We start from the raw sequence: 23,904 nt of genomic DNA on the forward strand, positions 1-23,904 counted from the left end.
AACATAGGCTGCCGCCATGATCGAGACGACCCGGCGGGGCAGCGCGACAGCGCCGCCGACGAGACCCTCTCCCGCGCTCGGCTGGCACGACCGCCAGCTCTACCGGCACGGGGTCCCGCACCGCATCCTGTCCGGCGCCCTGCACTACTTCCGGGTCCACCCCGAGTTGTGGCGCGACCGGATCCGGCGGCTGGCCGACCTGGGTCTGAACACCCTCGACACGTACGTGCCCTGGAACTTCCACCAACCGCACGCGGACCGCGCACCCCGCTTCGACGGCTGGCGTGACCTGGAGGCGTTCATCGCGCTCGCCGGCGAGGAGGGCCTCGACGTCGTCCTGCGGCCCGGCCCGTACATCTGCGCGGAATGGTCGAACGGTGGACTGCCGGCCTGGCTCACCGCCCGCGACGTGGCCCTGCGCACCTCCGACCCGGCGTTCACCGAGCCGGTCGAGCGGTGGTTCGACCACCTCATCCCCCGCATCGCGCGCCAGCAGACGCACGCCGGCGGACCGGTCGTGGCGGTACAGGTCGAGAACGAGTACGGCAGCTACGGCGACGACGAGGCGTACCTGCGCTGGAACCGCGCCGCCCTGCTCGACCGCGGCATCACCGAACTGCTGTTCACCGCCGACGGTCCCACCGAGCTGATGCACGACGCGGGTACGGTGCCCGGAACGCTCGCCGCCGCCACCCTCGGCTCGAAGCCCGAGGCCGCCCGTGCCCTGTTCGCCGAGCGCCGGCCCGACGAACCGTTCGTGGTCGCCGAGTACTGGAACGGCTGGTTCGACCACTGGGGCGAGCGGCACCACGTCCGCGCCGTGGACAGCGCCGTCCGCACTCTCGACGCCATCATCGCCGAGAGCGGAAGCGTCAGCCTCTACATGGCGCACGGCGGCACCAACTTCGGGCTGTGGGCCGGCGCGAACGCCGAACGAGGCCTGCTGCAACCCACAATCACCAGCTACGACTCGGACGCGCCCATCGCCGAGGACGGGACACTCACCGCGAAGTTCCACGCCATGCGCCGGGCACTTGGCGCCACCGGGCCACTGCGGGTGGCCGAGCGGATGCCTGTCCTCGCGCCGGCGCGGGTGCCGTTGACCCACCACGCCGACCTGATCGCCGGCCTGCGCGCCGTACCGGCACCGGAGTCGACAGGGCCACGGCCGGCCACCTTCGAACAGCTCGGCCTGGACGCCGGGATGGTGCTGCTCACCGCTCACCCGAAGATCCCGCCGGGCGGGCACACGATCGTCCTGACCGACGTCCGTGACCGGGCCGTCGTCTTCGCCGACGGTGTACCGATCGGAGTGGCAGACGGTGAGCGTCCGGAGCTACCGATCCACGGCACCGGGGCGACGGTGCGCCTGGAGATCCTTGTGGAGAACCTGGGCCGCATCAACTACGGCCCCCTTGTCGGACAGCACAAGGGCCTGCTCGGTCCGGTGCTCGTCGATCGCCGGATGGTGCACGGTTGGACCAGCTCGCCGATCGCCCTGACCGAGTGGACACCTGACGACCTGCGCCGTGCGACAGGCGCAGGACCGGCCAGCACCGGCGCCGGTTTCGCCGTCGCGACGGTACGCCTCGACGAGCCCGCCGACACCTTCCTGGCCCTGCCCGGCTCCGCGCACGGCCTGGTCTGGGTCAACGGGTTCCTGCTCGGCCGCTACTGGGACATCGGCCCGCAGGTCACCCTGTACTGCCCGGCGCCACTGCTGCGCAGCGGCGAGAACACGGTGATCGTCCTGGAGACCGACCGACTCGGCTCCGTCCTGGAGCTGCGCGACCGGCCCGAGTTGGGCCCCACCGAGGAGTACGTCGAGGAGTTCGACTGACCGACAGGCGGGCGTACGGTGCCGCGCGTTCAGCCCGGTCGCGGCACCGAACCGCCCTCCGTGCCTCGGGGCGTGGTCATTCCCCGGCCCCCTTCTCGGCGGCCGGGGCGTCCCGGATCGCGAGCGCGGCCTGGATCAGCGCGGCGTGGGTAAGCGTCTGGGGGTAGTTGCCGAGGAACGCCCCGGTCTCCGGGTCCACCTCTTCGCCGTAGAGGCCGAGCGGGTTGGCGCGTCCGAGCAGTTCCCGGAACAACTCGACAGCCTCGGCGCGTCGTCCGGTGTGCGCGAGGGCCTGCACGAGCCAGAACGAGCAGGGCAGGAACGCGCCCTCGGAGCCGGGGAGACCGTCGCGCCCCGGCGGATAGCGGTAGCGGGCCACCGGCGGAGAGCCGGTCGCGAATGGCGTCGACAGTGCCGCGTACCCGGTCCGACCCGATGTCGTCGACACCCAGCAACGGCAGGACGAGCAGAGCCGCGTCCAGCTCGGGCGAGCCGTAGCTGCGGACGTAGCTTGCCTGCGACGGGTCGAACGCCCGGAGCCGGACATCGGTGGCGATGGCATCGCGGGCGCGCTGCCACCGGCGGCGTCGTCGCTCGGAGAGCCGGTGGGTGTCGGCGATGCGCAGGGCACGGTCGACGGCGAGCCAGCCCATGAGCTTGGAGTGCACATGCTGAACGGGTTCGCGCACCTCCCAGATGCCGGCATCGGGCTCGGGCCACCGTCGGGCGACCAGATCGGCGAAGCCGCGTACCGCCCGCCACGTCTCCGAGTTCAGTCGGTGGCCCGCCCGTACGAGCACCCACGCGGCATCGACCACCCAGCCGTAGCCGTCGAGCTGGTGCTGCTCGGCGGCGCCGTTGCCGACGCGTACCGGCACGCTGTCGAGGTAACCACGCCAGCCGGGCAGCTCCCGCTCTCGCGGCACGTGGCGGCCGTCAAGTGTGAACAGCGCCGGCAGGCGTGGTCGCTGTAGCCGGCTGGCATGCAGCAACCAGGCGAGGAACCCGTTGGCCTCGTCGAGTTTGCCGACGCCGAGAAAGGCGTTGACACCGATGCTGGCGTCCCGCGGCCAGACGTAGCGGTAGTCCCAGTTGCGCTCCCCGCCGGGATCCTCAGGCAACGAGGTCGTCGGCGCGGCCACCGGTGCCTGCGAGGGCGAATAGGTCAACAGCCGCAGGGTCAGCAGGCTGCGCACGACGCTCTCCCGGAACGGCAGCGAGGCGTCGATGCCCGCCGCCCAGCGTCGCCACCTGTCCTCGTCGGCGAGGAGAAGCTCCCAGGCCGCGGCCGGCGCGACGTGGACCAGCGGTTCCCGATGGGCGATGGCCAGCACCAGGGTGACCGGATTGCCCGGCGTGACGGTGAGCGCGGTGGGCGTACCCGGCTCGACGGTGATGTCGGTTGCGCAGCCCAGGGACACCGCGAGGGACCCCCACTCACACACGAGGTCCCGGCCCCGGCGCTGGACCCTCGGTCGGCGGCGCCGGTCGCCGAGCCGGGGGTCGAAATCCACAACGGCGTCGACCGGGCCTCCGTCGGCCGACAGGCGTCGCACGAGCACAGTCGTGGGCAGCAGCCGTCCGGCGAGTTCGGCCACCATGCCCTCGGTCAGGGTGAGGCGGCTGCCGTCCACCGCCCACGTCGTCTCCAGCGTGGCGCTGTGCCGCCGGTAGCGCCGTTCGACGACCGGGGTGGGCGCGGCGGGGCCGACCCGGAAGGCCCCCGCCGCCGGCCCACCGACCAGCCGGCCGAACAGGGGGTCGCCGTCGAAACGGGGTACGCAGAGCCAGTCGATCCCGCCGTCACCGGCGACGAGGGCAGCGGTACGGGTGTCACTCAGCAGTCCGTAGTCGGCGATCGGCGTCGGAGGCCGCTGCGGGGTCTCCGGGACGGTGGTCATCGCGAACCTCGGCCGCCGCGGGTCAACGAGCCTGGAGAAGCAGCCCGAGGACCACCCCGTAGATGACGTGGACGACAACCGTGACAGCCGGGGTCTGCACGCCGTAGTTGAGGGCGAACAGGCCGGGCGGCTCCAGCGTGGCGGTGCTGGCCGGCCCGGCCCGGTGCGACGCCATACGGGGATGGACACCTGGCAGCAGGGGCAGGAGCACGGTCAGCGCTATCGCCACGTGCAGCGTGCCGAGCAGCCCACCGATCCACCAGTCGGCGCGACGCAACAAGGCGAACACGGCGGCGTACCCCAGAGCGAAGCCCTGACCGGCGGTGAGGTGGATGAAGAACCCGACGACCCGAGCCCGGTCGGGATCCTCGGTGATGATGGTCCCGAGCACCAGGGGAAGATCGAGACGGGTGAGCCCGGCCATCTGAGCGCTGATCATCGTCGCGGTCAGCGCCGCGGTGGCGACGATCCCGAACAGCGCCCATCCCGCCCAGTCCATCTCAGCGGGGGCCGGCGTCGTCGGCCGGCCGCGTGTGACGGGCGCGTGCGGGTGAGCCTGCCGGCACCTGTCGAACGAGCGTGGCGCCGCCCGCCCGTACGCGGCAAGGCCAACTGACCCCGGACATCGCACGCCTTCCGGCTAGCACGGGAGAGGCTGGTACGGCGCCGTCCGTGGCGCGATTGCTCGCTCGGCTCTGCGCCACGGTGTCGCCGGGACCTACCTTAGGCGCACGACACCCGCCGGACTGACGGTTCGCCGGACAGGGGTGGCGAACGACGATGACCGGGCCCCGGTCGCCCCGCCGTGGGGGCGGTGCGTCCGGGGCCCGACAGGCCGGTCAGGTGCGCCTGCGGCGACGCTTCAGCAGGAGGAATCCCACGCCGGCCGCCAGGAGGGCGGCACCGCCCCCGGCGGCGAGCGGCAGGGCGGTCGAGCGTTCGCCGACGGCGGCGAGGTCCCCGGAGTCGACAGCGGAGACCGCCGTGGATTCGTCGGTCACGGCTTCGGTGTCGGCGCTGGCGCTCGCGCTGGGCGTGGGGGTGGCGGCGCTGGGGGTGGGGGTCGCTGACTTCGAGGGGGCCGCGTCGATGGCGGAGAGCGAATCGCCGTTGAGCGCGACCTTGACCTTGGCCTGGCCGCCGCCGGAGGAGACGACGGCGACGGACACCTTGCTCGCCTTGTCCGTCAGTTTCGTGATGGCGTCCGTGTTGCTCGGCGCGTTGTTGGCGGCCGTCTTGTTCTCCACGGTGGTGTCGATGAGGGAAGAGGCGCCGTAGGAACCCTTGGGGACGCGGTAGGCGTGCACGCCCTCGATCTTCGCGTCGAAGTTGCCGGCCGCGTGGCGGTACTCGATGACGAGCCGGTCGCCGCCCAGCGCGATGTCCAGGGCGCGGGTTCCGCTGCCCTTGCCGTGCAGGGAGCGCAGCGTGTAGGTGCCTGACTTGGTGACCTTGAGAGACGCCCCGCCGGAGAGCCATCCGGCGCGGATCAGTTCGGGCGCGGAGAAGCCGGATGCCCGGTAGCCGGCGCCCATGATGCTCTTGTAGCTGGAGCCTTCCGACTTGCAGGCGCCCAGGTTGCCGCCGGTGCACAGGAGGCGACCCTGGTGTCCGAAGCCCAGGTTGTGCCCCAGTTCGTGGCCGACGACGTCGATGCCACTGGCGGTGCCGTACAGGTTGATCCAGGTGGTCGGGCCGGGCAGGGTGGCGAGGCCGGCCCAGGGGCAGTTCGTCTTCTGCGCCGGGAAGACGATGGAGAGGCTCTCGTAGTCCTTGCCCGCGACCAGACCCCGCTTGGTGAGCTCCTCCCTGGTCAACTGGTTGATCTTGCTCTGCGGGCAGCCGGCGGCGCTCAGGTTCAGCTTGATCGGGCCGAGGAACTGTTCCTTGACGGCGGGCACCAGCGTGTACTGCCCGCGCGACACCTCCGACAGGAACGACGCGGCCGAATCGCTCTTCGCCCCGAAGTAGGTGTCCGGCGTGGACGCCTTCACCTTCTCCGGGAACTCGAAGGACGCGTCGCTGAACTCCACCAGGACGGGGAGGATCTTCCTCTTCACCGGTGCGGCGGCGGCCGGGGTACCGGGGAGCGTGGCGGTGGCCAGCACGGCGATGCCTGTGGCCAGAGCGATGCGGCCGAGGGCAGACAGCTTCATGGGGTCCTGTTCCTTCAAGGGGGATGCCGGCGGTCAGGGACGCCGGTGTCCGTGACAGTGCCGTTTCGCCTGGATATCCATCGTGGAGTGGCAGGGGAGGGCAGCCAGATCAGGTGCCAGCTATCCGGACATCCAATGTCTGATGTCGTATGACCGTAGGGGGCGTCAATATCTGCGTCAAGTGCTCGCCGAGAACGGCGGCGGCTATCGTGCACGGCGTGACGCACGAACGTGAGCTGGTCTCACCTGTCGACCTGTGCCAACCGGACGGGCGGCTCAACCCGGCAGCGGTGGGCTGGAGCCGCCGCCCGCTGCACACCGCGAACCTGCGCGGCTGGGGCCGGACCAAGCGGTGGGAGTACTGGGGCATCGTGACCCCACGGCACATCGTCGGGCTGGTCGCCTCGTCGCTCGACTACGCAGGTGTGCACAGCGTCTACGTGCTCGACCGGGACAGCGGCACCGAGACCAAGGCCGAGGCGGTGGTGCCGCTGGCGCGCGCAGCGGTGCTACCGCCACGGTGCGGCGTGGGCGAGGCGGGCGCGCGGGGCGGTGACCTGGCGATCCGGATCACCCAGCGGCCGGACGGCACCGCCATCTCGGCGAGCGCCCCCGGCGTACGACTGGAGGTGGACGTGCCGTTGCCGGCCGGCCACGAGTCGCTCGGCGTGGTCGTGCCGTGGAGCCCCACGCGATTCCAGTACACGGTGAAGGACCTCGGCCGCCCGGTCCTCGGCACGCTGGAGCTGCACGGCCAGACGTACGAGATCGGTGGACCTGACGCGTTCGCCGTGCTGGACCACGGTCGCGGCAGGTGGCCGTACTCGATCACGTGGAACTGGGCCGCCGGCGCGGCGCCGGGACGGGCGATCCAGCTCGGCGGCAAGTGGACCGACGGCACCGGCGTCACCGAGAACGGCCTGTTCGTCGACGGCCGCCTGCACAAGATCGGTGAGGAGCTGCGCTGGACCTACGACCGGTCGGACTGGCTGCGCCCCTGGCGGATCAGCGGGGAACGGGTCCAGGTCGAGTTCCAGCCGTTCCACGAGAAGGTGGGCCGCACCAACCTGGGTGTGGTGGCGAACGAGACGCACCAGTGTTTCGGGCACTTCTCCGGCTGGGCGACGACCGACGACGGGACGACTGTGAGCCTCGACGGGCTCGTCGGCTGGGCCGAGGAGGCCCGCAACCGCTGGTAGTGGCGCCTGTCGAGGTCAGCGAGGAGCGGCGATCGGCGGCGTCGACGGTCCGAAGGTGGTCAGGAACCGGTCCCGGAAGGTGTCCATCGGCCACCTCGGGGCGTCCGGTCCCGGGCGCAACCCGGGCTGCCAGCCCCAGCCCGACACCCGGTCCAGTACCGCCGGGTCGCGCGCGACGATGGTGATCGGCACGTCCCGGCTGGCCCCCTCGCCGGTGACCACAGGCGCGGGCTGGTGGTCACCGAGGAAGACGAGCACCAGGTCGTCGTCCCCGTAGGTCCGCACGTAGGAGATCAACGTCTCCAGGGAGTACGCGATGGCCTGGCGGTAGCCGGCCCGGGCCCGGCCGGTGTCGTCGGCGTCGCCGTCGTCCCGGGCCGCCTGGTCGCGGTACACCGAGCCGTCACCCACCTGGTCCCAGCCGATCATCCGGGGCACCGCCGTCCACGGCGAGTGACTGGAGATCAGCGGGATCTCCGCCATGACCGGTCGGTCCGCGTCGGCGCGTACCGTCCGCTGGAAGAACGACAACGTGTACTGGTCGGGCATCGGCGCGTAGCTGAACTTCGGCCCCCGGTAGCCCATCGCCTCGGCGTCGTAGTAGCGGTCGTACGAGAAGAAGCCCTGCTCCGGCCAGGGTTGGGTGGCGGCCGGCAGCACCCCGACGGTCTGCCAGCCGGCCCGGCGGAACGCGCCGTTGAGGGTGAGCCGGTCGCTGGCCAGCAGGCTGCGGTGCCGTTGCTCGTTGTCCGTCCACAACCCCGACAGCAGCGTGTCGTGCGCCAGCCAACTGCCGCCGCCGAAGGTGGGGGAGGTGAGAAAGCCGCTGCGGGCCTGGTATCCGGCGGCGCGCAGCCGCTCGGTCCCACCGTCGAGCACCGGGTTGACCTGCGGCGCCAGCTCCGGATCCTCAATGGCGTCGCGGCCGTAGCTCTCCACGAACGCGAGGACGACGTCCTTGCCGCGCAGCCCGGTGAGCAGGCGGTCACCAGGGACGTCCTGGAACGGGTCGGCGGCGATCTGGGCGGTGAACCGTTCGCGGTCCCGCAGTCGCGCGTCCACCTGCTCGGCGTGCGCGCCGACAAGCGCGGTGACCCCGGTGTCGGCCACCGGCACGCCCGGAACGATCCGCACGCCCACCACGGCGCAGACCACCCAGCCGACGGTAAGCGCCGCCACCACCCGGGTCGCGGCCCGCTCGTGCTGGACCAGCAGCGCCGCCACCCGCCGCAGCGCCACTGTCGTCAGCAGCAGCAGCACGCCGATCAGCACCACCGCGCCGACGGCAGCGCCCACCGCGCCGGCCCGGCCGGCCGAGTCCCTGACGAAGCCGAACGCGTCGTCCAGCAGCAGCCAGTCCAGCACCAGGTCGAACGGCCGGTCCAGGGTCGTGCGGAAGCCCAGGTCGGCGAGCTTGACGACGGCCAGCAGGCCCAGCAGCGGCCCGACCACGGCCACCACCACCCGCCGGGGTCGCGCCGGGAGCGCCAGCAGCAGCGCGGCGACCAGCAACCCCTCCAGGGGGATGCGCAGCAACGCGCCGGGCGTCAGCTCGCCGAGCCGGGCCGGACCGGCGAGCACGGCGTACACCAACCCCACCGCCAGCACCGCGCCCACCGCGCGCCGCGCACGGCCGCGCCCCACCTGCGACACCCCTGGGGTACGCGGGGACGCGTCGCCGGCCACAGCGGAGCGCGGGCGCAGCCGGCCGACCATCCGGCGCAGCCGGGCGGGAAGGGTCATCACAGCCTCCAGTCGGAGTGGACCGTACCGCCCGGGCGGACCGCCATCGCGCGCACCGGCAGCAGCGGCGGCACGACGACAGGCGTGTGCCCACCCGAGGGCAGCAGCGGCAACGCCACCGGAGCGATGGCCAGCGGCGCGACGACGGTCGTGGGGGCCGCGACGGAGACCGACGCCTGGCGGAGCCGCCGGGCCGCCGGACGGTGCCGCCACCGCCACGCCACGTCCCGGCCGAACGACTCGATGAGCAGCGCCAACGCCACCACCAGCACCAGCGTCGTCCACGGCTCCGGCAGCACCCGGGCCGCCGCTACGGTCAGCAGGACGCCCTGCGCGGCGGCCACCACCTTGCGCCAGAAACGCGGCGGCAGCGGACCGTCCAACCACGGCAGCACAGGCATCGCGGCGACGAACGCGTACCGCATCGCGCCGATGGCCAGCACCCACCCGCCCTGCGAGGACGCGACGTACCCGCTGAGCACCAGGATGAGGAACGCGTCGACCTCCATGTCGAAGCGGGCGCCGAGCGCGCTCACCGTGCCCGTGCTCCTGGCCACCCGGCCGTCGACCGCGTCCAGGAGCAGCGCCACAGCGCTCACCGCCACCAGCAGCGGCACCGGCGTGGGCCGACCGAACGAGTCCGCCACCAGCGCGGTGACCGCGCCCACCAGGACGCCCCGGGTCAGCGTGACCCGGTCGGCGGGGCCGAGTCGCGACGCGCCGGCGCGGCCCAGCCCCCGACTCAACGCGAGGCAGGTGACCACCGCGTAGGCCGACCCGACCAGCCAGCCGGCACCACCCAGCCCCACCGTGGTGGCCAGCGCCGCCAGCACGGCCAGTTGAGCGCTCAGCCCGATCACCGGACCACTTCGAACTGTGGGCACCGTACCTCCGTGTTTATGATCGACGACCCCGACAGGGAACACGGAAACCAGGTCCGTTCGGTTCGACAGGGACAAAAAGGTGAGGTGCGCGACGGTGATCCGCGAGGCGTACGCCTGCTGGGTGCGCGAACCCGGCGTGGCCGAGATCCGGCAGGTGTCGCTGCCCACGCCGGGCCCCGACGAGGTGCTGGTACGGGCGCGCTACTCAGGCGTCAGCAGGGGCACCGAGACGCTTGTCTTCGCCGGTCGGGTGCCCCCCGACCAGTACGCGGCGATGCGCGCGCCCTTCCAGGAGGGCGACTTCCCCGGGCCGGTGAAGTACGGCTACCTCAGCGTCGGCGTGGTCGAGCAGGGGCCGGTGGAGCTGCTCGGGCGCACGGTCTTCTGCCTGCACCCGCACCAGAGCGCGTACGTCGTGCCGGCAAGCGCCGTGGTGCCCGTGCCGGACGACGTGCCGCCTGCCCGGGCCGTACTCGCCGGCACCGTGGAGACCGCAGTGAACGCGCTGTGGGACGCCGCGCCGCTGGTCGGCGACCGGGTCAGCGTCGTCGGCGCCGGCATGGTGGGCTGCTGCGTGGCCGCGCTGCTCGCCCGGTTCCCCGGCGTGCAGGTCGAGCTGGTCGACACCGACGCGCGCCGCGCCGGGGTCGCCGGGGCGTTGGGCGTCGGGTTCGCCAGGCCCGCCGACGCGACAGGCGACCGGGACCTCGTCGTACACGCCAGCGCCACCGCCGCCGGGCTGCAACAGTCACTGGACCTGCTCGCGCCCGAGGGCACGGTGATCGAGCTGAGCTGGTACGGCGACCGCCAGGTGCAGGTGTCGCTGGGCGGGGCGTTCCACTCCGGACGACTCACCGTACGCAGCAGTCAGGTCGGCATGGTGGCGCCCGCGCGACGGGGGCGGCGCAGCTACTCCGACCGGCTGGCGCTCGCCCTGGACCTGCTCGACGATCCGGCCTTCGACGCGCTGATCACCGGCGCGTCGCGGTTCGCGGACCTGCCCGGCGTCCTCGCCGACCTCAGTACGGGCGACCTGCCCGCCCTCTGCCACCTCATCACCTACGACGACGGGGAGTGACCGTGTTCAGCGTGACCGTTCGGGATCACATGATGATCGCCCACAGTTTCCGGGGCGAGGTGTTCGGCCCGGCCCAGCGCCTGCACGGCGCGACGTTCGTGGTCGACGCTACGTTCCGCAGGCCCGACCTGGACGCCGACGGCATCGTGGTCGACATCGGCCTGGCCACCGAGCAGCTGCGGACGGTGCTCGGCGAGCTGACGTACCGCAACCTCGACGACGAGGAGGCGTTCGCCGGGGTGAACACCACCACCGAGGTGCTGGCCCGCACCATCGCCGACTGGCTGGCCGAGCGGGCGCACGCCGGCCAGCTGGGCGCGGGCGCGCGCGAGCTGACCGGCATCACCGTCACCCTGCACGAGTCACACATCGCCTGGGCCAGCTACGAGCGGTCCCTGTGATCGTCGCGGGCCGGACGGCGCCCACCGGCGGGCCGGGCACGACCGGCCGTACGGTGCACGTCGTCCTGCCCGGCGACATCGACGATCCGGCCACGCCCAGCGGCGGCAACGCGTACGACAGGCGGGTCTGCGCGGGGCTCGGCGAGCAGGGCTGGCCGGTGCGCGAACACCCGGTCCCCGGGGCGTGGCCACACCCCGGTCCGGCCGACCTGGCGCGGCTGGCCGGGCTGCTCGCCGCCCTGCCGGACGACGCGGTCGTGCTGCTCGACGGTCTGATCGCCTCCACCGTGCCGGACCTGCTCGCCCCGCACGCCCGGCGGTTGCGCCTCGTCGTCCTCGTGCACCTGCCGCTCGACGACGAGGCAGAGGCCCGCGCGCTGGCCACCGCACGGGCCGTGGTCACCACGAGCGAGTGGACCCGCCGGGCTCTGGTGGCCCGCCACCCGTTGCTGGCCGACCGGATCACGGCCGCGCCACCGGGCGTGACACCGGCGCCGCCCGCGCCTGGCTCCGCCGCCGGTGACCGGCTGCTGTGCGTCGCGGCGGTCACCAGGCACAAGGGACACGACGTACTCGTCGACGCGCTGTCCACCCTCGCCGGGTCGCCCTGGACGCTTGTCTGCGCGGGCACCCTGGACCGGGAGCCGGATCTCGTGCACCGGCTGCGCGCGCGGCTGGCCGGCGCGGGCCTCACCGAGCGGGTCCGGCTGGCCGGACCGCTGACCGGTGCGGCGCTGGACGCCGCGTACGCCGCCGCCGACCTGCTGGTGCTGCCGTCGCGCGGCGAGACGTACGGCATGGTCGTCACCGAGGCGCTGGCCCGGGGTCTGCCGGTGCTGGGCACCGAGGTCGGTGGCCTGCCGGAGGCGCTCGGTCACGCCCCCGACGGTGACCTGCCAGGGCTGCTGGTCGCCCCGGACGACCCGGCGGCGCTGGCCGGCGCGCTGGCCCGGTGGCTGGCCGACGACGCCCTGCGCGCCCGGCTGCGGCGCGCCGCCCTGGCCCGACGCGACACCCTGACCGACTGGCCGGTGACGATCGCGTCGCTGGCCGCCGTGCTGGAGGAGGTGGCGGCATGACCGTCCAGGAGACCATGCCGTTCGCCGACTGGCTGCGGCTGCGCGAGCCCGCCGACGCGGCGGCCCGCGCCGAGGACCTGCTGGATGCCGTCCGGGCGCGGCTCGCCGGCGACCGCCCGGCTGTGGTCCACGACCTGGGCAGCGGCACCGGCTCGATGAGCCGCTGGTTGGCCGCCCGGCTACCCGGCCCGCAGCACTGGATTCTGCACGACCGCGACGCCGACCTGCTGGCCCGAGCCGCCGAGGGCATGACCGGCGTGGCCTCCGCCGACGGTGCCCCGGTCACCGTCAGCACCCGCTGCGGGGACCTCACCCGGTTGACCGCCGCCGACCTGGCCGACGGCTCGCTGGTCACCGCGTCCGCGCTGCTGGACATGCTCACCGCCGAGGAGGTCGACCGGGTGGTGGCCGCCTGCGTCGGCCGGCCCACCCTGTTCGCGGTCTCCGTGACCGGGCGGGTCCGGCTCACCCCGGGCGACCCGCTGGACGAGGCGGTGCAGGACGCGTTCAACGACCACCAGCGTCGTACCGTCGACGGCCGCCGGCTGCTCGGACCGGACGCCGCCGCCGTCACCGCCGCCGCGTTCGCGCGCCGGGGTGTCCAGGTGTGGGAACGCCCCAGCCCGTGGCGGCTCGGCCCCGAACACGCCGACCTGGCCGCCGAATGGTTCCGTGGCTGGCTCGGCGCGGCCCGCGCCCAGCGTCCCGACCTCACCGGCCCGACCCTGGCGTACGCCGAGCGCCGACTGGCCGACGCGGCGGCGGGCCGGCTCACCGTCCTGGTCGAGCACCTCGACCTGCTCGCGGACGGATGAACTGATCTCGCCCTGGGTACGTGGACTAGGGCAAGTGGACGATCTTCATAGGGAGGCCGGCGCCGATGGTCTGGGCCTGGGCACGAGTGGTCGGCGGGGTGGGTCTGCTCGCCGTCCTGCTGTGGCAGGTGGGTGGCGGCCCGTTCCTCGCCGGGGTACGCCTGATCGACGCGCCCGCACTGGCCGCGGCGCTGGTCATCGGCGTGCTCACCACGGTCTGCGCGGCCTGGCGGTGGAGCCTCGTCGCCGGTGGCCTGGGCGTACGGCTGCCGTTGGCGACGGCTGTCGCGCACTGCTACCGGGCCGTCTTTCTCAACGCCACCCTGCCCGGCGGGGTGCTCGGCGACGTGCACCGGGCGGTGCGCCACGGCCGCGACGCGGGCGACGTCAGCAGGGGCATCCGCGCGGTCGTCTGGGAGCGCACCGCCGGCCAGGTCGTCCTCGTGGGCGTGGCGCTCGTGGTGCTCGCCGCGTTCCCGTCGCCGGTGCGGTCGTACCTGCCGGTCGCCGCCGCGCTGCTTGTCGTCGCGGGACTGGCAGCCGTGCTTGCGGCGCGGGCCCTGCCGGACGGCGGCCGGTCGCGGTGGGTGCGGGCGCTGCGGACCGCCGTGAACGACGTACGGGCCGGGCTGCTGGCCCGGCGCACCTGGTTCGGGGTGGTGGTCGCCTCCGCCGTGATGGTGGCCGGTCACCTGGCCACCTTCCTGGTGGCGGCGCGGACCGCAGGTGCGGACGCCCCGCTGTCCCGGCTGCTGCCGTTGACTCTGCTCGCCCTGCTGGCCATGGGGCTGCCACTGAACATCGCCGGGTTCGGGCCACGCGAGGGGGTTGCCGCGTGGGCTTTCGGGGCGGCGGGCCTCAGCGCCGCCCAGGGTGTCGCCACCGCCACCGTCTACGGGGCGCTGGTGCTGGTCGCGAGCCTTCCCGGCGCCGCCGTGCTGCTGACGCGGCGGACCCGGATTCCCCGCACCCGGGAAGTCACGTCCGGCGATGACTGTTGAGCCGGTTGTGAGACGGTACGCGTCGCCGTGGGACGGTGACGCCGGACAAAGGAGTCCCATGCCCGAAGCACTGCCCGTCGCCACGATCCGTACGCAGGTCACGGTGCCGCTGGTGTTCCCGGACGGCTACGCCACGACCGTGCGGGTGTTCACCTTCAAGGGCCTTGTGGACGGGCGGGAGCACCTCGCTCTCGGCCTCGGCGACTGGGCGGGCGCGCTGGACCGTCTCGCCGCCGGCGGCGAAGCCCCCCTGGTGCGCCCGCACAGCGAATGCCTGACCGGCGACGTGTTCGGCAGCCAGCGCTGCGACTGCGGTCCGCAGTTGCGCGAGGCGGTGCAGCGGATCACCGAGACCGGCGGGTTCCTGCTCTACCTGCGCCAGGAGGGCCGGGGCATCGGCCTGTACGCCAAACTCGACGCGTACGCCCTGCAGGACGCCGGCCTGGACACCTACCAGGCGAACGTCGCGCTGGGCCGGGGCGAGGACGAGCGGGACTACAGCGCCGCCGCGCAGATGCTTGTCACCCTGGGCGTACCCCGGATCCGGCTGCTCAGCAGCAACCCGGACAAGGCCGAGCAGCTGACCCGCCTCGGCGTGGACGTCGCCGAGCGCGTACCCACAAGCGTCTTCCTCTCCCCGGCCAACGCCGGATACCTGGCGGCGAAGGCGGCCAAGGCGGCGCAGACGGAGGCGGCCGAGGCCCTCGCGGGCCTGACGTCCGAGCGGCCCGACGTCCCGTGAGCGGCCGGCCGGCGCGGCCGTACGTGCTGCTGAGTTGCGCCACCTCGATCGACGGGTACATCGACGACTCGTCCGAGCAGCGGCTGCTGCTGTCCAACGAGGACGACCTGGACCGTGTCGACGCGGTCCGGGCCAGCTGCGACGCGATCCTGGTCGGTGCCGGCACGGTCCGGCGGGACGATCCCCGGTTGCTGGTGCGCTCCGCCGTACGCCGGGCGGAGCGGGTGGCCGGTGGCCGGCCGGCCTCACCCGTGAAGGTCACGTTGACCGCGCGGGGTGACCTCGACCCGACCGCCCGGTTCTTCACTGCCGGGGACGCAACCCGGCTCGTCTACTGCGCCACGTCGGCGCTGGACAAGACCAGGGAACGGCTGGAGCGGGCGGCCACCATCGTCGACGCGGGCGAGCCGATCGACCCGGCCTGGCTGGTGGCCGACCTCGCGGCGCGGGGCGTACGGCGGCTCATGGTGGAGGGCGGCGGGACGGTGCACGCCCAGTTCCTCACCGCCGGCCTCGCCGACGAGTTGCACCTGGTGGTGGCCCCGTTCTTCGTCGGCGACGGCCGGGCGCCCCGCTTCGTCGGCGAGGGGAGCTTCCCGTGGCACGCGGGCCACCGCGCCCGGCTGGCCGAGGTCCGGCAGATCGGCGACGTGGTCCTGCTGCGCTACGCGCTGTCCGACCGCTTCGGCGAGGCCTGACGACGCCGCAGGAGGTACGTGACCGCGCTGAGTCCGAACAGCGCCGCGCTGAGCAGGATCCACCGCATCAGGTACGGCCGCTGGTCCTGACCGGTGGCCGCCAGGTGGGTGGTCTCGCCCAGGCGCAGGATGCCCGGGGAGTAGACGAGGAACAGCAGGGCGCTGCCGAGCGCCGGCGCCCGGAGGTGGTTGAGCAGTGTGACCCGGCCGCGTGCCACCGCGCGCAGCAGGCGGTCGACTGCCGCGTAGACCGGGAAGAGCACCAGGTCGTGGGCGATGACCGCGCCGAGGAACCACAGCAGCATCCGGCCGGCGGTCGCCTCGTGGGCCACCCGCAGCGCCACCCAGCCGGCCAGCACGAGGGCCGCGGTCACCACGACGAGGTGCCAGGGCGCGGCGCCGTAGCGGTCGCGCATCCGGTCAGCCCGGTCAGCCATCGGCCCGGCCCTGGAAGTCGATCTCGGCGACCCACTTCGTGCAGTGCACTCCGGGCAGGGCCGGCACGATGACCCGGGCCGGGTAGCCGTGGTCGGGGGAGAGGTCGACGCCGTTGACCCGCAGGGCGAGCAGTGCGTCCGGGTCGAGGACCTGGTTGGACGCGAGTACCGCCGTGCGGAACAGTCCGGCCTGCTCCAGCGACGACATCCGCGCCGAGGCCGGGTCGGGGACGCCGGCCCGGGCGGCCAGGTCCCGCAGCCGTACGCCGGTCCAGGTCTGCCGGGTCGACCAACCCTCCACGCACGAGATCGGCAGCGCGGCGGTGTGCTGCGCCATGGCCAGCAGCGCCGACCGGTCCAGGGTCACCGTCCGGCCGCCGCCGCGCAGGGTGAGCCGCCACCCGGCCCCGGTCTGCTCCGGGCGTACGCCTGCGGCGGCGACCGTGCGGTTGACCGGGAAGCCGTTCGGTCCCGGGCCGGGCTGCCGGCCCCGGGGCAGCAGCAGCGCGGTGCGGCGCAGCGGACCGTCCAGGCTCTGCCCGATGGTGAGGACGGCCAGCAGCAGCGCCCCGCCGCCGACCAGGCCGACCGCGCCGCGTCTGCTGACGGTTGCCGGCCCGGGTTCGGTGGCGACCAGCCCGTCCGGGTCGGGTGGCTCGGGTCGGGTCGCGGCAGGTGAGGTCCGCAGCTGCGCGCCGAACGGTCGGGACCGCAGCGCGGTCACCAGCCGGGGGAACTTGATGACCACGTGCGCCACGAACGCCCCGGTGAAGATCCAGGCGCCGAAGTAGTGGGCGGTGTAGAAGTCGAAGCCGAACCCGTACGAGTACTGGATGTTGAGCAGGCCGGTGGCGATCTGGAAGAGGATGCCGCCGACCAGCAGCAGCAGGGTGAGCCGTTCCAGCGCCTGGGCCAGCGAGCGGACCGGCGGCCAGTCGAACAGCTTCGGCAGCACCGACCACAGCTTGCCCAGCACCACAGGGATGAGCACGATCCCGAGCGTCACGTGCAGACCCTGGGTGACCCGGAACAGCCAGGACGGCCGCGTCGGCCAGTCGAAGGCGGGCAGCCGCAGCCAGCCCACGTCGGTGGGGAACGCCTGGTCGAACTGGGGACCGTAGGCGGCGTAGTCGAGCAGCCCCGTGATGATCACCAGGGGCAGCGCGACGAGGAGCGCCGTGCCGTACACCGCGGTGAGCCAGGGGCCGCGCAGCGGACTGCGCCAGCTCCGCTCGATCGTGTCCACCCCAGGTGGTTTCGGAGGCACCGCCGCTCCTTCCTGACCGCCGTGGTCGGCGGTGGGACGCACTGCGGGCAGGCTAAACCGCGCGGGTACGGCCCGGTCGGGTTTGCCGCATTACCGAACGCTTACCGCACCGGCAGCTGTTGTGAACTCCTTACGGGTCGGGCGAACGGGCCCGCGGGGCGTCCCTCCCGCCCTACCGTGACCGGAATGCGGGTACTGGTCACCGGCGCGGCCGGGTTCATCGGATCGCAGGTCGTCGACCTGCTCGTCGAGCGGGGCCACGAGGTGGTGGCGCTGGACGCGCTGCTGCCCCAGGCGCACGGCGGGGAACTGCCCGTCTGGTCGCGCGGGCATGACGTGGTGCGCGGCGACGTGCGCGACGGCCCTCTGCTGGACCGGCTGCTCTCCGGGGTGGACGCGGTCTGCCACCAGGCGGCGATGGTCGGGCACGGCCTGGACCCGTCGGACGCCCCCGACTACGTCACGCACAACGACTACGGCACGGCGGTGCTGCTGGCGGCGATGCACCGCTCCGGGATCGGCCGGCTGGTGCTGGCCAGCTCGATGGTGGTGTACGGCGAGGGGCGTTACATGTGCGCCGCGCACGGCCCGGTACGCCCCGCGCCCCGGCGGCCCGAGGACGTGGCGGTCGGCCGGTACGACCCGACCTGCCCGCACTGCGACAGCGGCCTTGACCCGGCGCTGGTGCCCGAGGACGCTCCCCTGGAACCACGCAGCACGTACGCCGCGAGCAAACTCGCCCAGGAGCACCTGGCGGCGGCGTGGGCGCGGCAGACCGGCGGCGGGGTGTGGGCGTTGCGCTACCACAACGTCTACGGTCCCCGGATGCCCCGCGACACCCCGTACGCGGGGGTGGCGTCGATCTTCCGGTCGGCGCTGGCCGCCGGCGAGGCGCCCCGGGTGTTGGAGGACGGCCGGCAGCGACGCGACTTCGTGCACGTCACCGACGTGGCGCGGGCCAACCTGCTGGCTCTGACGACCACCGCGCCGCCGGCCACGCTCACACCCGTGAACGTCTGCTCGGGAGAACCGCACACAGTCGGCGAGCTGGCGGTGACCCTCGCCGAGGCGATGGGCGGCCCGGCCCCGCAGGTGGTCGGCGGCGCCCGGGCGGCCGACGTGCGGCACGTGGTGGCCGACCCGACCCGCGCCGCCGTCCTGCTCGGCTACACGGCCCGGGTCGGTTTCGCCGAGGGGGTGGCCGGCTTCGCCACCGACCCGCTGCGCGAACCCGCCGCCGTCGCCCCGGTCTGATGCCGTTCGCCGTGGCGGTACCGGGATGCGCGCGGAGCTAGGACACCGTCCAGATCAGGTGGTTGACGGCCAGCGCGGTGACCGCCTGCGCGGCCAGCCACCAGCGCCGTGATCCCGCCGGAAGGTGAGCGGTGGCTACCAGCAGCCACACGACGAACGGTAGCCAGATCCGCTCCACCTCGGCCTTGCTGAGCCCGGACAGGTCCGCCCCGAGCACCGCGACAACCGCCGCCAGCGGCAGCAGCACGGTCGGACCGGCGGCCCGGGCGGTCGCGACCACGCGGGCCGGCAGCCGTCCGACGGCCCCGGTCCACCCCGCACGGGCAGCCAGCGTCACCCGGCGCAGCGCCGGCCCGAGCACCGGCCCGGCGCTGAGCAGCAGCGCCGCCAGGTTGGCCCACACCCAGTAGGCGTACGGGCGGTCGGCGGCCCAGCCCTGGTAGTACCGCTCGACGACCAGCTGGTAGCCGACCCACCACTGGAAGCCCGCCGCGACGAAGACGGCAGTCACGGCGGCCACGCCGGCGCCGGCGGCGAGCAGGGCACCCCACCGGTGGGTACGACGCAGCGCCAGCACGGTCAGCGCCAGCACCCCGACCAGCAGAAACCCGTACGACAGGTGCAGCGCGAAGCCGAGCGCGACGCCACCGGCCGCGGCGGTGACCCGGCCGCGTACCGCCACCAGGGCCAGCCCGGCGGCGACGACGGCGGCGAAGATCCCGTCGGCGGAGGCGCCCACCCAGACCGCGCCGGGCAGCAGCACCAGGAACGGGACGACCGCGCGGGCGGCGTCGGCCGCGCCGAGAGCCCGCAGCGTCACCGGCACCGACACCGCCACCGTGGCGCCGAGCAGCACGCACGCCAGCGCGGCGGCGGTGCCCCCGCCGAGGCCGACCCGGTCCAGCCCGACGAAGATCAGCAGCGCGCCCGGGGGATGGCCGGCGGTGTGGGTGGACCAGGAGTCCGGTTGGAAGTCCACGATCCGGTTGGTGAATCCGGCAAGCATCGCCGGGACGTCGGTGACCCGTGGAACCTCGTGCAGGTACTCGGCCTGCGGCGTCAGCCGCTGCGCCAGGCCCGCCGACCAGCCGTCCACCAGGGCCAGCGACAGCGTCCACGCCACCGCCGTCAGCCACGCGACGACCAGCAGGAGACCCCAGCGGGCCGTGCGGGCCCACTGCGCGCCCCAGCCCACCACCCCGACCGCGATCAGCAGCGCGACCGAGCTGCCCCAGCCGACGTGCGGACGCCACGTCCCGTACAGCGGGGCGGCGTCGGCGTGCAGGCCGGCGCCGCGCGCGTTCAGCACCGCGCCCACCACCACGGCCGCGGCGAGCAGCGCCGCCTCCACGCCCAGCACCAGCAGGTCCCCCGGACGGCGGCGGGTAGGCGTCCGCCCGGGGGCGGTGGGGGAGGCGGTGGTCGAGGTCATGACCACCGGACGGTACGGCGACAGCCGACCCGCGCGCCGTGGAACCGCCGGCCCGTCACCGGACGGTAAGAAATGTCCAGGTGGTAAGGGTTCGGTAAGCACATTCCGGCCTCCGCCCACCGGGTGCCGTCCTAGCGTCGGCGGTATGGCGACTCAGATCGACGTGGTGCTGCCCTGCCTGGACGAGGCGGCCGCGCTGCCCGGTGTGCTCACCGCGCTGCCGCGCGGCTACCGGGCCATCGTTGTGGACAACGGCTCCCGCGACGGCTCGCCCGAGGTGGCGGCCCGGCACGGCGCGCGGGTGGTCCACGAGTCCCGCCGTGGCTACGGCGCGGCGGTGCACGCAGGCCTGGAGGCCGCCGACGGCGACCTGGTGTGCGTCCTGGACGCCGACGGCTCGTTCGACCCGGCCGAGCTGCCCGCGCTGGTGGCGCCCGTCGCGGCCGGTGTCGCGGACCTCAGCGTCGGCCGGCGGCGACCGGTGGGCGCCGGGGTGTGGCCGTGGCACGCCCGCGTCGGCACCGCGCTCGTCGCCGCGCTGCTGCGCCGCCGGGGCGTACCCCTGCGGGACCTCAGCCCGATCCGGGTGGCCCGCCGCGACGCGCTGCTCTCCCTCGGGGTCACCGACCGGGCCTTCGGCTACCCCCTCGAACTGCTGATCCGGGCCGCCGCCGCCGGTTGGCGGATCCACGAACTGGACGTCACCTACGCGCCCCGGGCCGCCGGCACCCGCTCCAAGGTGTCCGGTTCGGTCCGGGGCACCCTGCGCGCCACCCGCGACTTCGCCGGCGTGCTGCGGACCGTGGACGGCTCCCGGTGACAGTCCTGCTGGTGGTCGCGAAGGCGCCGCTGCCCGGTGCGGTGAAGACCCGGCTCTGCCCGCCGGCCACGGTCGAGCAGGCGGCCCGGATCGCCGCAGCCGCGCTGCGCGACACCCTGGACGCCGTCCGCGCCACGCCCGACGTCACTCCGGTGCTGGCCTGCGCGGGCCGGCTGACCCAGGCCCAGGACGCCGCCGCGTTGGCCGCGGCGCTGATCGGCTGGGACGTGCTGGACCAGCGGGGCACCGGACTCGGTGACCGGCTCGCCAACGCGTACGCCGAGGTGGCCGAGGCGTACCCGGGTCGGCCGGTGCTCCAGATCGGGATGGACACCCCGCAGCTGACCCCGGCCCGCCTGACCGCTGCCGTACGCCGGTTGCGTACCGCCGACGCGGTCCTCGGTCGGGCCGCCGACGGCGGCTGGTGGTCGCTGGGGTTGCGCGACCCGCGACACGCGGGCGTGCTGCGCGACGTGCCGATGTCGACACCGCACACCGGCCGGGACACCTGGGCCGCGTTGGGCGGGCGAGGACTACGCACCGCGCCGCTGCCGGTGCTGCGCGACGTCGACGAGTGGCCCGACGCCCTCGCCGTGGCGGTGCAGGCGCCCGGGGGCCGGTTCGCCAGGCAGGTCGCGGCGGTCCGGCTCGCCCTGGTGCCGGGCGGCCGGCGGTGAACCCGGTCGACACGGCCGCGCGGGTCGCCGAGTCGACGGGAAACGCCGGCGCGGACGGCTTCGCCGCCGTCCTCGCCGACGGGGCGGCCGACGGGCGGTGGCTGGTGGACGGCGACGGCGTGCGCAGACCACTGCCGGTGGCCCGCTGGCACGGCGACGCCGAGCCGGCTGTCGCCGCGCTTGTCGGCCGCTGCGCCGGGCCGACGCTGGACCTCGGCTGCGGGCCGGGCCGGCTCACCGTCGCGCTGACCCGGGCGGGCCGCACGACTGTCGGCGTGGACGTGTCGGCCACTGCCGTGCGGCTCACCCGCGCCCGTGGTGCGGTGGCGCTGCACCGTGACCTGTTCGACCCGCTGCCCGGCGAGGGCCGGTGGGCGCACGCGGTGCTCATCGACGGCAACATCGGCATCGGCGGTGAGCCGATCGAACTGCTGCGCCGGTGCCGGGAACTGCTCGACTCCGGGGGCACGGTCCTGGTCGAGCTGGAGCCGCCCGGGGCCGGGCTGTGGCAGGGTCAGGCCCGGGTGGCCGCCGCGCACGGGACCGGCCGGCTGCTGCTGGGCCCGGCGTTCCGGTGGGCCCGCCTCGACGTACGCGCCGTCCACCCGGTGGCCGAAGCGGCGGGGCTCGCGGTGCGGCAGGTGTTCCGGCGGGGGCGGCGCTGGTTCGGCGAGCTGACGCCCGGCCGATGACGACAGGTCAGGCGACCGGAAGGTGGACCACGAAACGGCAGCCACCGACGACGTTCTGCACGTCCACCCGGCCGCCGTGCGCCTCGACCAGCCCCCGGACGATCGCCAGCCCAAGCCCGCCGGAGCCCTCCCCGCCCGGGTCGGGCGTGCGGGCCGGCTCGCCCCGGAACGCCACGTCGAACAGCAGGGGCAGGTCGTCCTCCGGGATGCCGCCGCAGGTGTCGGCGACCGCCAACCAGGCGGCGTCGCGTTCGCGCCCGGCGTCCACCCGGACGGTGCCGTCACTCGGGGTGTAGCGCACCGCGTTGAGCAGCAGATTGCCCACCACCCGGGCCAGTTCGGGCTCGCTGGCCCGCACGGTGGGCCACCCCGACTCGGCGGCCACCAGGCGGATGCGCCTGGCCTCGGCCAGCGGCGCGGTGCCGGACAACGCGTCGGAGACCACCTCACCCAACGGAACCGCCGACATCGTCAGCCGCAACGCCCCGGCGTTGATCCGGGACAGCTCGAACAGGTCGTCGACGAGACGTGTCATCCGGTCGGTCTGCGTACGGATGCGCCTGTGGTACTCGGCGACCGTCGCCGGGTCGTCGACCACCCGGTCCTCCAGCGCCTCGGCCATCGCCCGCAGCCCGGCCAGCGGCGTGCGCAGGTCGTGCGACACCCAGGCCACCAGGTCCCGGCGGCCCTTCTCGACCCGCCGCTCCCGGTCCCGGGCCTGGTCGGCCCAGACCGCGGCCGTGGCCAGCCGCCGCCCGAAGTACCAGCCGACGGCGAGACTCACCGACGCCGCGGCGGCCACGGTGAGCAGGACGACCTGGAGGTCGTGCGGGGACAGGAACATCGCCCGGGCGACCACCACGACACCGGCCACCACTGCGCCGACGGTGATCGTGAGCAGGACGCAGACGTGCACGGTGATCGAATGGTCGCGCAGCAACCGCAGTGTCAACGCCCCGAGCAGACCCACGCCGAGAGCCGCCGCGAGCGCCGCCGCGAAGATCAGCGCCAGGTCACGCATCGGCCGGCTCGTACCGGTAGCCCACGCCCCAGACCGTGACGATCCGGCGCGGCTCGGCCGGGTCGTCCTCGATCTTCTCCCGCAGCCGCCGCACGTGGACGGTCACCGTGGACTCGTCCCCGAACGTCCAGCCCCACACCCGTTGCAGCAACTCGGTGCGGCGAAATGCCCGCCTCGGGTGCCGCATCAGGTGCGCCAGCAGGTCGAACTCCCGGACCGTCAGGGCCAGCTCGCGGCCGTGCAGCCTGGCGATCCGCGGCCCCGTCGCGACCTCCAACCCCGCGTCGGCGAACAGTTCGGCAGCCGGCCCGGCCGGTTCGCCGGCCCGGCGCAGCACGGAACCGACGCGCAACACCAGCTCCCGCGGGGAGAACGGCTTGCCCAGGTAGTCGTCAGCGCCCAGTTGCAGGCCGAGCACCCGGTCGGCCTCGTCGCCGCGCGCGGTCAACATGATGATGGGTACGCCGTCCGGCCGCTCGCGCAGCCGCCGGCACACCTGCAACCCGTCCAGCCCGGGCAGCATCAGATCCAGCACCACGAGGTGCGGCGGCTTGTCCCGGACGGCCTCCAGGGCGGCCAGCCCGTCCCCGACGTGGCTCACGTCGTACCCGGCGTGCTCCAGATATCGGCAGACCACGTCGCTGACGGTCCCGTCGTCGTCGACCACGAGCACCCGCTGCGCCACCGGCCACCTCCCCGGCCAGCCTAGCCAGCACCGGCGAGGGCGAGGACAGCACAGATCTTGCGAACCTCTTACGTTCCGCCGC

Annotated in this window: 21 protein-coding genes and 2 pseudogenes; 13 read left to right on the top strand and 10 right to left on the bottom strand. The window is 74.0% G+C overall.

Annotated elements, in window-relative coordinates; genetic code table 11:
* Nucleotides 1-16: 16 nt before the first annotated feature.
* Nucleotides 17-1,840 (top strand): glycoside hydrolase family 35 protein, encoded by a 1,824-nt coding sequence (locus AB0N27_RS06555; RefSeq protein WP_364364136.1) that lies wholly within the window; start codon nt 17-19, stop codon nt 1,838-1,840.
* Between the two features lie 76 nt (nt 1,841-1,916).
* Here AB0N27_RS06555 and AB0N27_RS06560 read toward each other — a convergent pair.
* The 3 genes and pseudogenes from AB0N27_RS06560 to AB0N27_RS06570 all read right to left on the bottom strand — a co-directional run bounded on the left by AB0N27_RS06560 (nt 1,917) and on the right by AB0N27_RS06570 (nt 5,897).
* Nucleotides 1,917-3,741: pseudogene (locus AB0N27_RS06560) on the bottom strand (glycoside hydrolase family 15 protein).
* 22 nt (nt 3,742-3,763) lie between these two features.
* Entirely contained in the window at nt 3,764-4,240 is a 477-nt protein-coding gene (locus tag AB0N27_RS06565) for a hypothetical protein (RefSeq protein WP_364364139.1), read from the bottom strand.
* Between the two features lie 340 nt (nt 4,241-4,580).
* Complete coding sequence (locus tag AB0N27_RS06570) at nt 4,581-5,897, bottom strand: hypothetical protein (protein ID WP_364364142.1); 1,317 nt, start codon at nt 5,895-5,897, stop codon at nt 4,581-4,583.
* Nucleotides 5,898-6,115: 218 nt separating this feature from the next.
* Between AB0N27_RS06570 and AB0N27_RS06575 the strand changes: the two genes are divergently transcribed.
* A complete protein-coding gene (locus tag AB0N27_RS06575) occupies nt 6,116-7,096 on the top strand; it encodes a DUF2804 domain-containing protein (protein ID WP_364364145.1) in 981 nt (326 codons plus the stop codon).
* A 15-nt stretch (nt 7,097-7,111) separates the two neighbouring features.
* Here AB0N27_RS06575 and AB0N27_RS06580 read toward each other — a convergent pair whose 3' ends face one another.
* On the bottom strand, nt 7,112-8,839 hold the full coding sequence (locus tag AB0N27_RS06580) for a sulfatase-like hydrolase/transferase (protein WP_364364148.1): 1,728 nt from the start codon (nt 8,837-8,839) through the stop codon (nt 7,112-7,114).
* A 194-nt stretch (nt 8,840-9,033) separates the two neighbouring features.
* A pseudogene (locus AB0N27_RS06585) lies at nt 9,034-9,723 on the bottom strand (CDP-alcohol phosphatidyltransferase family protein); the annotation flags it as partial.
* Nucleotides 9,724-9,817: 94 nt separating this feature from the next.
* Between AB0N27_RS06585 and AB0N27_RS06590 the strand changes: the two are divergent.
* From AB0N27_RS06590 to AB0N27_RS06620, 7 genes are all read left to right on the top strand, one after another.
* Nucleotides 9,818-10,801 carry a dehydrogenase gene (locus AB0N27_RS06590; protein WP_364364151.1) on the top strand — a complete coding sequence of 328 codons (984 nt, stop codon included), beginning with the start codon at nt 9,818-9,820 and terminating at the stop codon, nt 10,799-10,801.
* Nucleotides 10,802-10,803: 2 nt separating this feature from the next.
* Nucleotides 10,804-11,202, top strand: a complete 399-nt coding sequence (locus tag AB0N27_RS06595; protein WP_364364154.1) for a 6-carboxytetrahydropterin synthase — start codon at nt 10,804-10,806, stop codon at nt 11,200-11,202.
* A complete protein-coding gene (locus tag AB0N27_RS06600; protein ID WP_364366098.1) occupies nt 11,202-12,281 on the top strand; it encodes a glycosyltransferase family 4 protein in 1,080 nt (359 codons plus the stop codon). Before AB0N27_RS06595 ends, AB0N27_RS06600 begins: the two co-directional genes overlap by 1 nt.
* Nucleotides 12,278-13,096: a class I SAM-dependent methyltransferase gene (locus AB0N27_RS06605; RefSeq protein ID WP_364364157.1), complete on the top strand. Its 819-nt coding sequence runs from the start codon at nt 12,278-12,280 to the stop codon at nt 13,094-13,096. Before AB0N27_RS06600 ends, AB0N27_RS06605 begins: the two co-directional genes overlap by 4 nt.
* A 65-nt stretch (nt 13,097-13,161) precedes the next feature.
* Entirely contained in the window at nt 13,162-14,097 is a 936-nt protein-coding gene (locus AB0N27_RS06610) for a lysylphosphatidylglycerol synthase transmembrane domain-containing protein (RefSeq protein ID WP_364364160.1), read from the top strand.
* A gap of 58 nt (nt 14,098-14,155) precedes the next feature.
* Nucleotides 14,156-14,839, top strand: a complete 684-nt coding sequence (gene ribA, locus AB0N27_RS06615; RefSeq protein ID WP_364364163.1) for a GTP cyclohydrolase II — start codon at nt 14,156-14,158, stop codon at nt 14,837-14,839.
* Nucleotides 14,836-15,537, top strand: coding sequence for a dihydrofolate reductase family protein (locus tag AB0N27_RS06620; protein WP_364364166.1), 702 nt, complete (start codon nt 14,836-14,838; stop codon nt 15,535-15,537). Before ribA ends, AB0N27_RS06620 begins: the two co-directional genes overlap by 4 nt.
* Here AB0N27_RS06620 and AB0N27_RS06625 read toward each other — a convergent pair.
* Entirely contained in the window at nt 15,504-15,974 is a 471-nt protein-coding gene (locus AB0N27_RS06625) for a hypothetical protein (protein WP_364364169.1), read from the bottom strand. The two genes, AB0N27_RS06620 and AB0N27_RS06625, sit on opposite strands and share 34 nt — an antisense overlap.
* Nucleotides 15,967-17,283 (bottom strand): molybdopterin-dependent oxidoreductase, encoded by a 1,317-nt coding sequence (locus AB0N27_RS06630; RefSeq protein ID WP_364364172.1) that lies wholly within the window; start codon nt 17,281-17,283, stop codon nt 15,967-15,969. Before AB0N27_RS06630 ends, AB0N27_RS06625 begins: the two co-directional genes overlap by 8 nt.
* Before the next feature lie 144 nt (nt 17,284-17,427).
* Between AB0N27_RS06630 and AB0N27_RS06635 the strand changes: the two genes are divergently transcribed.
* Complete coding sequence (locus AB0N27_RS06635; protein WP_364364175.1) at nt 17,428-18,495, top strand: NAD-dependent epimerase/dehydratase family protein; 1,068 nt, start codon at nt 17,428-17,430, stop codon at nt 18,493-18,495.
* Between the two features lie 37 nt (nt 18,496-18,532).
* On the opposite strand, the gene AB0N27_RS06640 is transcribed toward AB0N27_RS06635, so the two are convergent.
* Complete coding sequence (locus tag AB0N27_RS06640; RefSeq protein WP_364364178.1) at nt 18,533-19,927, bottom strand: hypothetical protein; 1,395 nt, start codon at nt 19,925-19,927, stop codon at nt 18,533-18,535.
* Between the two features lie 145 nt (nt 19,928-20,072).
* On the opposite strand from AB0N27_RS06640, the gene AB0N27_RS06645 reads away from it, so the two are divergent.
* Genes AB0N27_RS06645 through AB0N27_RS06655 form a run of 3 tightly spaced genes read left to right on the top strand, consistent with a single transcriptional unit; the run spans nt 20,073 to nt 22,116 of the window.
* Entirely contained in the window at nt 20,073-20,747 is a 675-nt protein-coding gene (locus tag AB0N27_RS06645) for a glycosyltransferase family 2 protein (protein WP_364364181.1), read from the top strand.
* Nucleotides 20,744-21,424, top strand: coding sequence for a DUF2064 domain-containing protein (locus AB0N27_RS06650; RefSeq protein ID WP_364364184.1), 681 nt, complete (start codon nt 20,744-20,746; stop codon nt 21,422-21,424). The genes AB0N27_RS06645 and AB0N27_RS06650 overlap by 4 nt, the downstream gene beginning before the upstream one ends.
* On the top strand, nt 21,421-22,116 hold the full coding sequence (locus AB0N27_RS06655; protein WP_364364187.1) for a class I SAM-dependent methyltransferase: 696 nt from the start codon (nt 21,421-21,423) through the stop codon (nt 22,114-22,116). The genes AB0N27_RS06650 and AB0N27_RS06655 overlap by 4 nt, the downstream gene beginning before the upstream one ends.
* 7 nt (nt 22,117-22,123) lie before the next feature.
* On the opposite strand, the gene AB0N27_RS06660 is transcribed toward AB0N27_RS06655, so the two are convergent.
* Nucleotides 22,124-23,137 carry a HAMP domain-containing sensor histidine kinase gene (locus AB0N27_RS06660; protein ID WP_364364190.1) on the bottom strand — a complete coding sequence of 338 codons (1,014 nt, stop codon included), beginning with the start codon at nt 23,135-23,137 and terminating at the stop codon, nt 22,124-22,126.
* A complete protein-coding gene (locus tag AB0N27_RS06665) occupies nt 23,130-23,822 on the bottom strand; it encodes a response regulator transcription factor (protein ID WP_364364193.1) in 693 nt (230 codons plus the stop codon). Before AB0N27_RS06665 ends, AB0N27_RS06660 begins: the two co-directional genes overlap by 8 nt.
* Between the last annotated feature and the right edge of the window lie 82 nt (nt 23,823-23,904).

It is taken from the genome of Micromonospora sp. NPDC093244, assembly GCF_040683695.1.
Lineage (GTDB): Bacteria > Actinomycetota > Actinomycetes > Mycobacteriales > Micromonosporaceae > Micromonospora.

Coding starts and splice junctions, on each gene's coding strand:
- AB0N27_RS06555 (WP_364364136.1), top strand. CDS start 17: ATGATCGAGACGACCCGGCGGGGCAGCGCGACAGCGCCGCCGACGAGA.
- AB0N27_RS06565 (WP_364364139.1), bottom strand. CDS start 4,240: ATGGACTGGGCGGGATGGGCGCTGTTCGGGATCGTCGCCACCGCGGCG.
- AB0N27_RS06570 (WP_364364142.1), bottom strand. CDS start 5,897: ATGAAGCTGTCTGCCCTCGGCCGCATCGCTCTGGCCACAGGCATCGCC.
- AB0N27_RS06580 (WP_364364148.1), bottom strand. CDS start 8,839: ATGACCCTTCCCGCCCGGCTGCGCCGGATGGTCGGCCGGCTGCGCCCG.
- AB0N27_RS06605 (WP_364364157.1), top strand. CDS start 12,278: ATGACCGTCCAGGAGACCATGCCGTTCGCCGACTGGCTGCGGCTGCGC.
- AB0N27_RS06610 (WP_364364160.1), top strand. CDS start 13,162: ATGGTCTGGGCCTGGGCACGAGTGGTCGGCGGGGTGGGTCTGCTCGCC.
- ribA (WP_364364163.1), top strand. CDS start 14,156: ATGCCCGAAGCACTGCCCGTCGCCACGATCCGTACGCAGGTCACGGTG.
- AB0N27_RS06625 (WP_364364169.1), bottom strand. CDS start 15,974: ATGGCTGACCGGGCTGACCGGATGCGCGACCGCTACGGCGCCGCGCCC.
- AB0N27_RS06635 (WP_364364175.1), top strand. CDS start 17,428: ATGCGGGTACTGGTCACCGGCGCGGCCGGGTTCATCGGATCGCAGGTC.
- AB0N27_RS06640 (WP_364364178.1), bottom strand. CDS start 19,927: ATGACCTCGACCACCGCCTCCCCCACCGCCCCCGGGCGGACGCCTACC.
- AB0N27_RS06645 (WP_364364181.1), top strand. CDS start 20,073: ATGGCGACTCAGATCGACGTGGTGCTGCCCTGCCTGGACGAGGCGGCC.
- AB0N27_RS06660 (WP_364364190.1), bottom strand. CDS start 23,137: ATGCGTGACCTGGCGCTGATCTTCGCGGCGGCGCTCGCGGCGGCTCTC.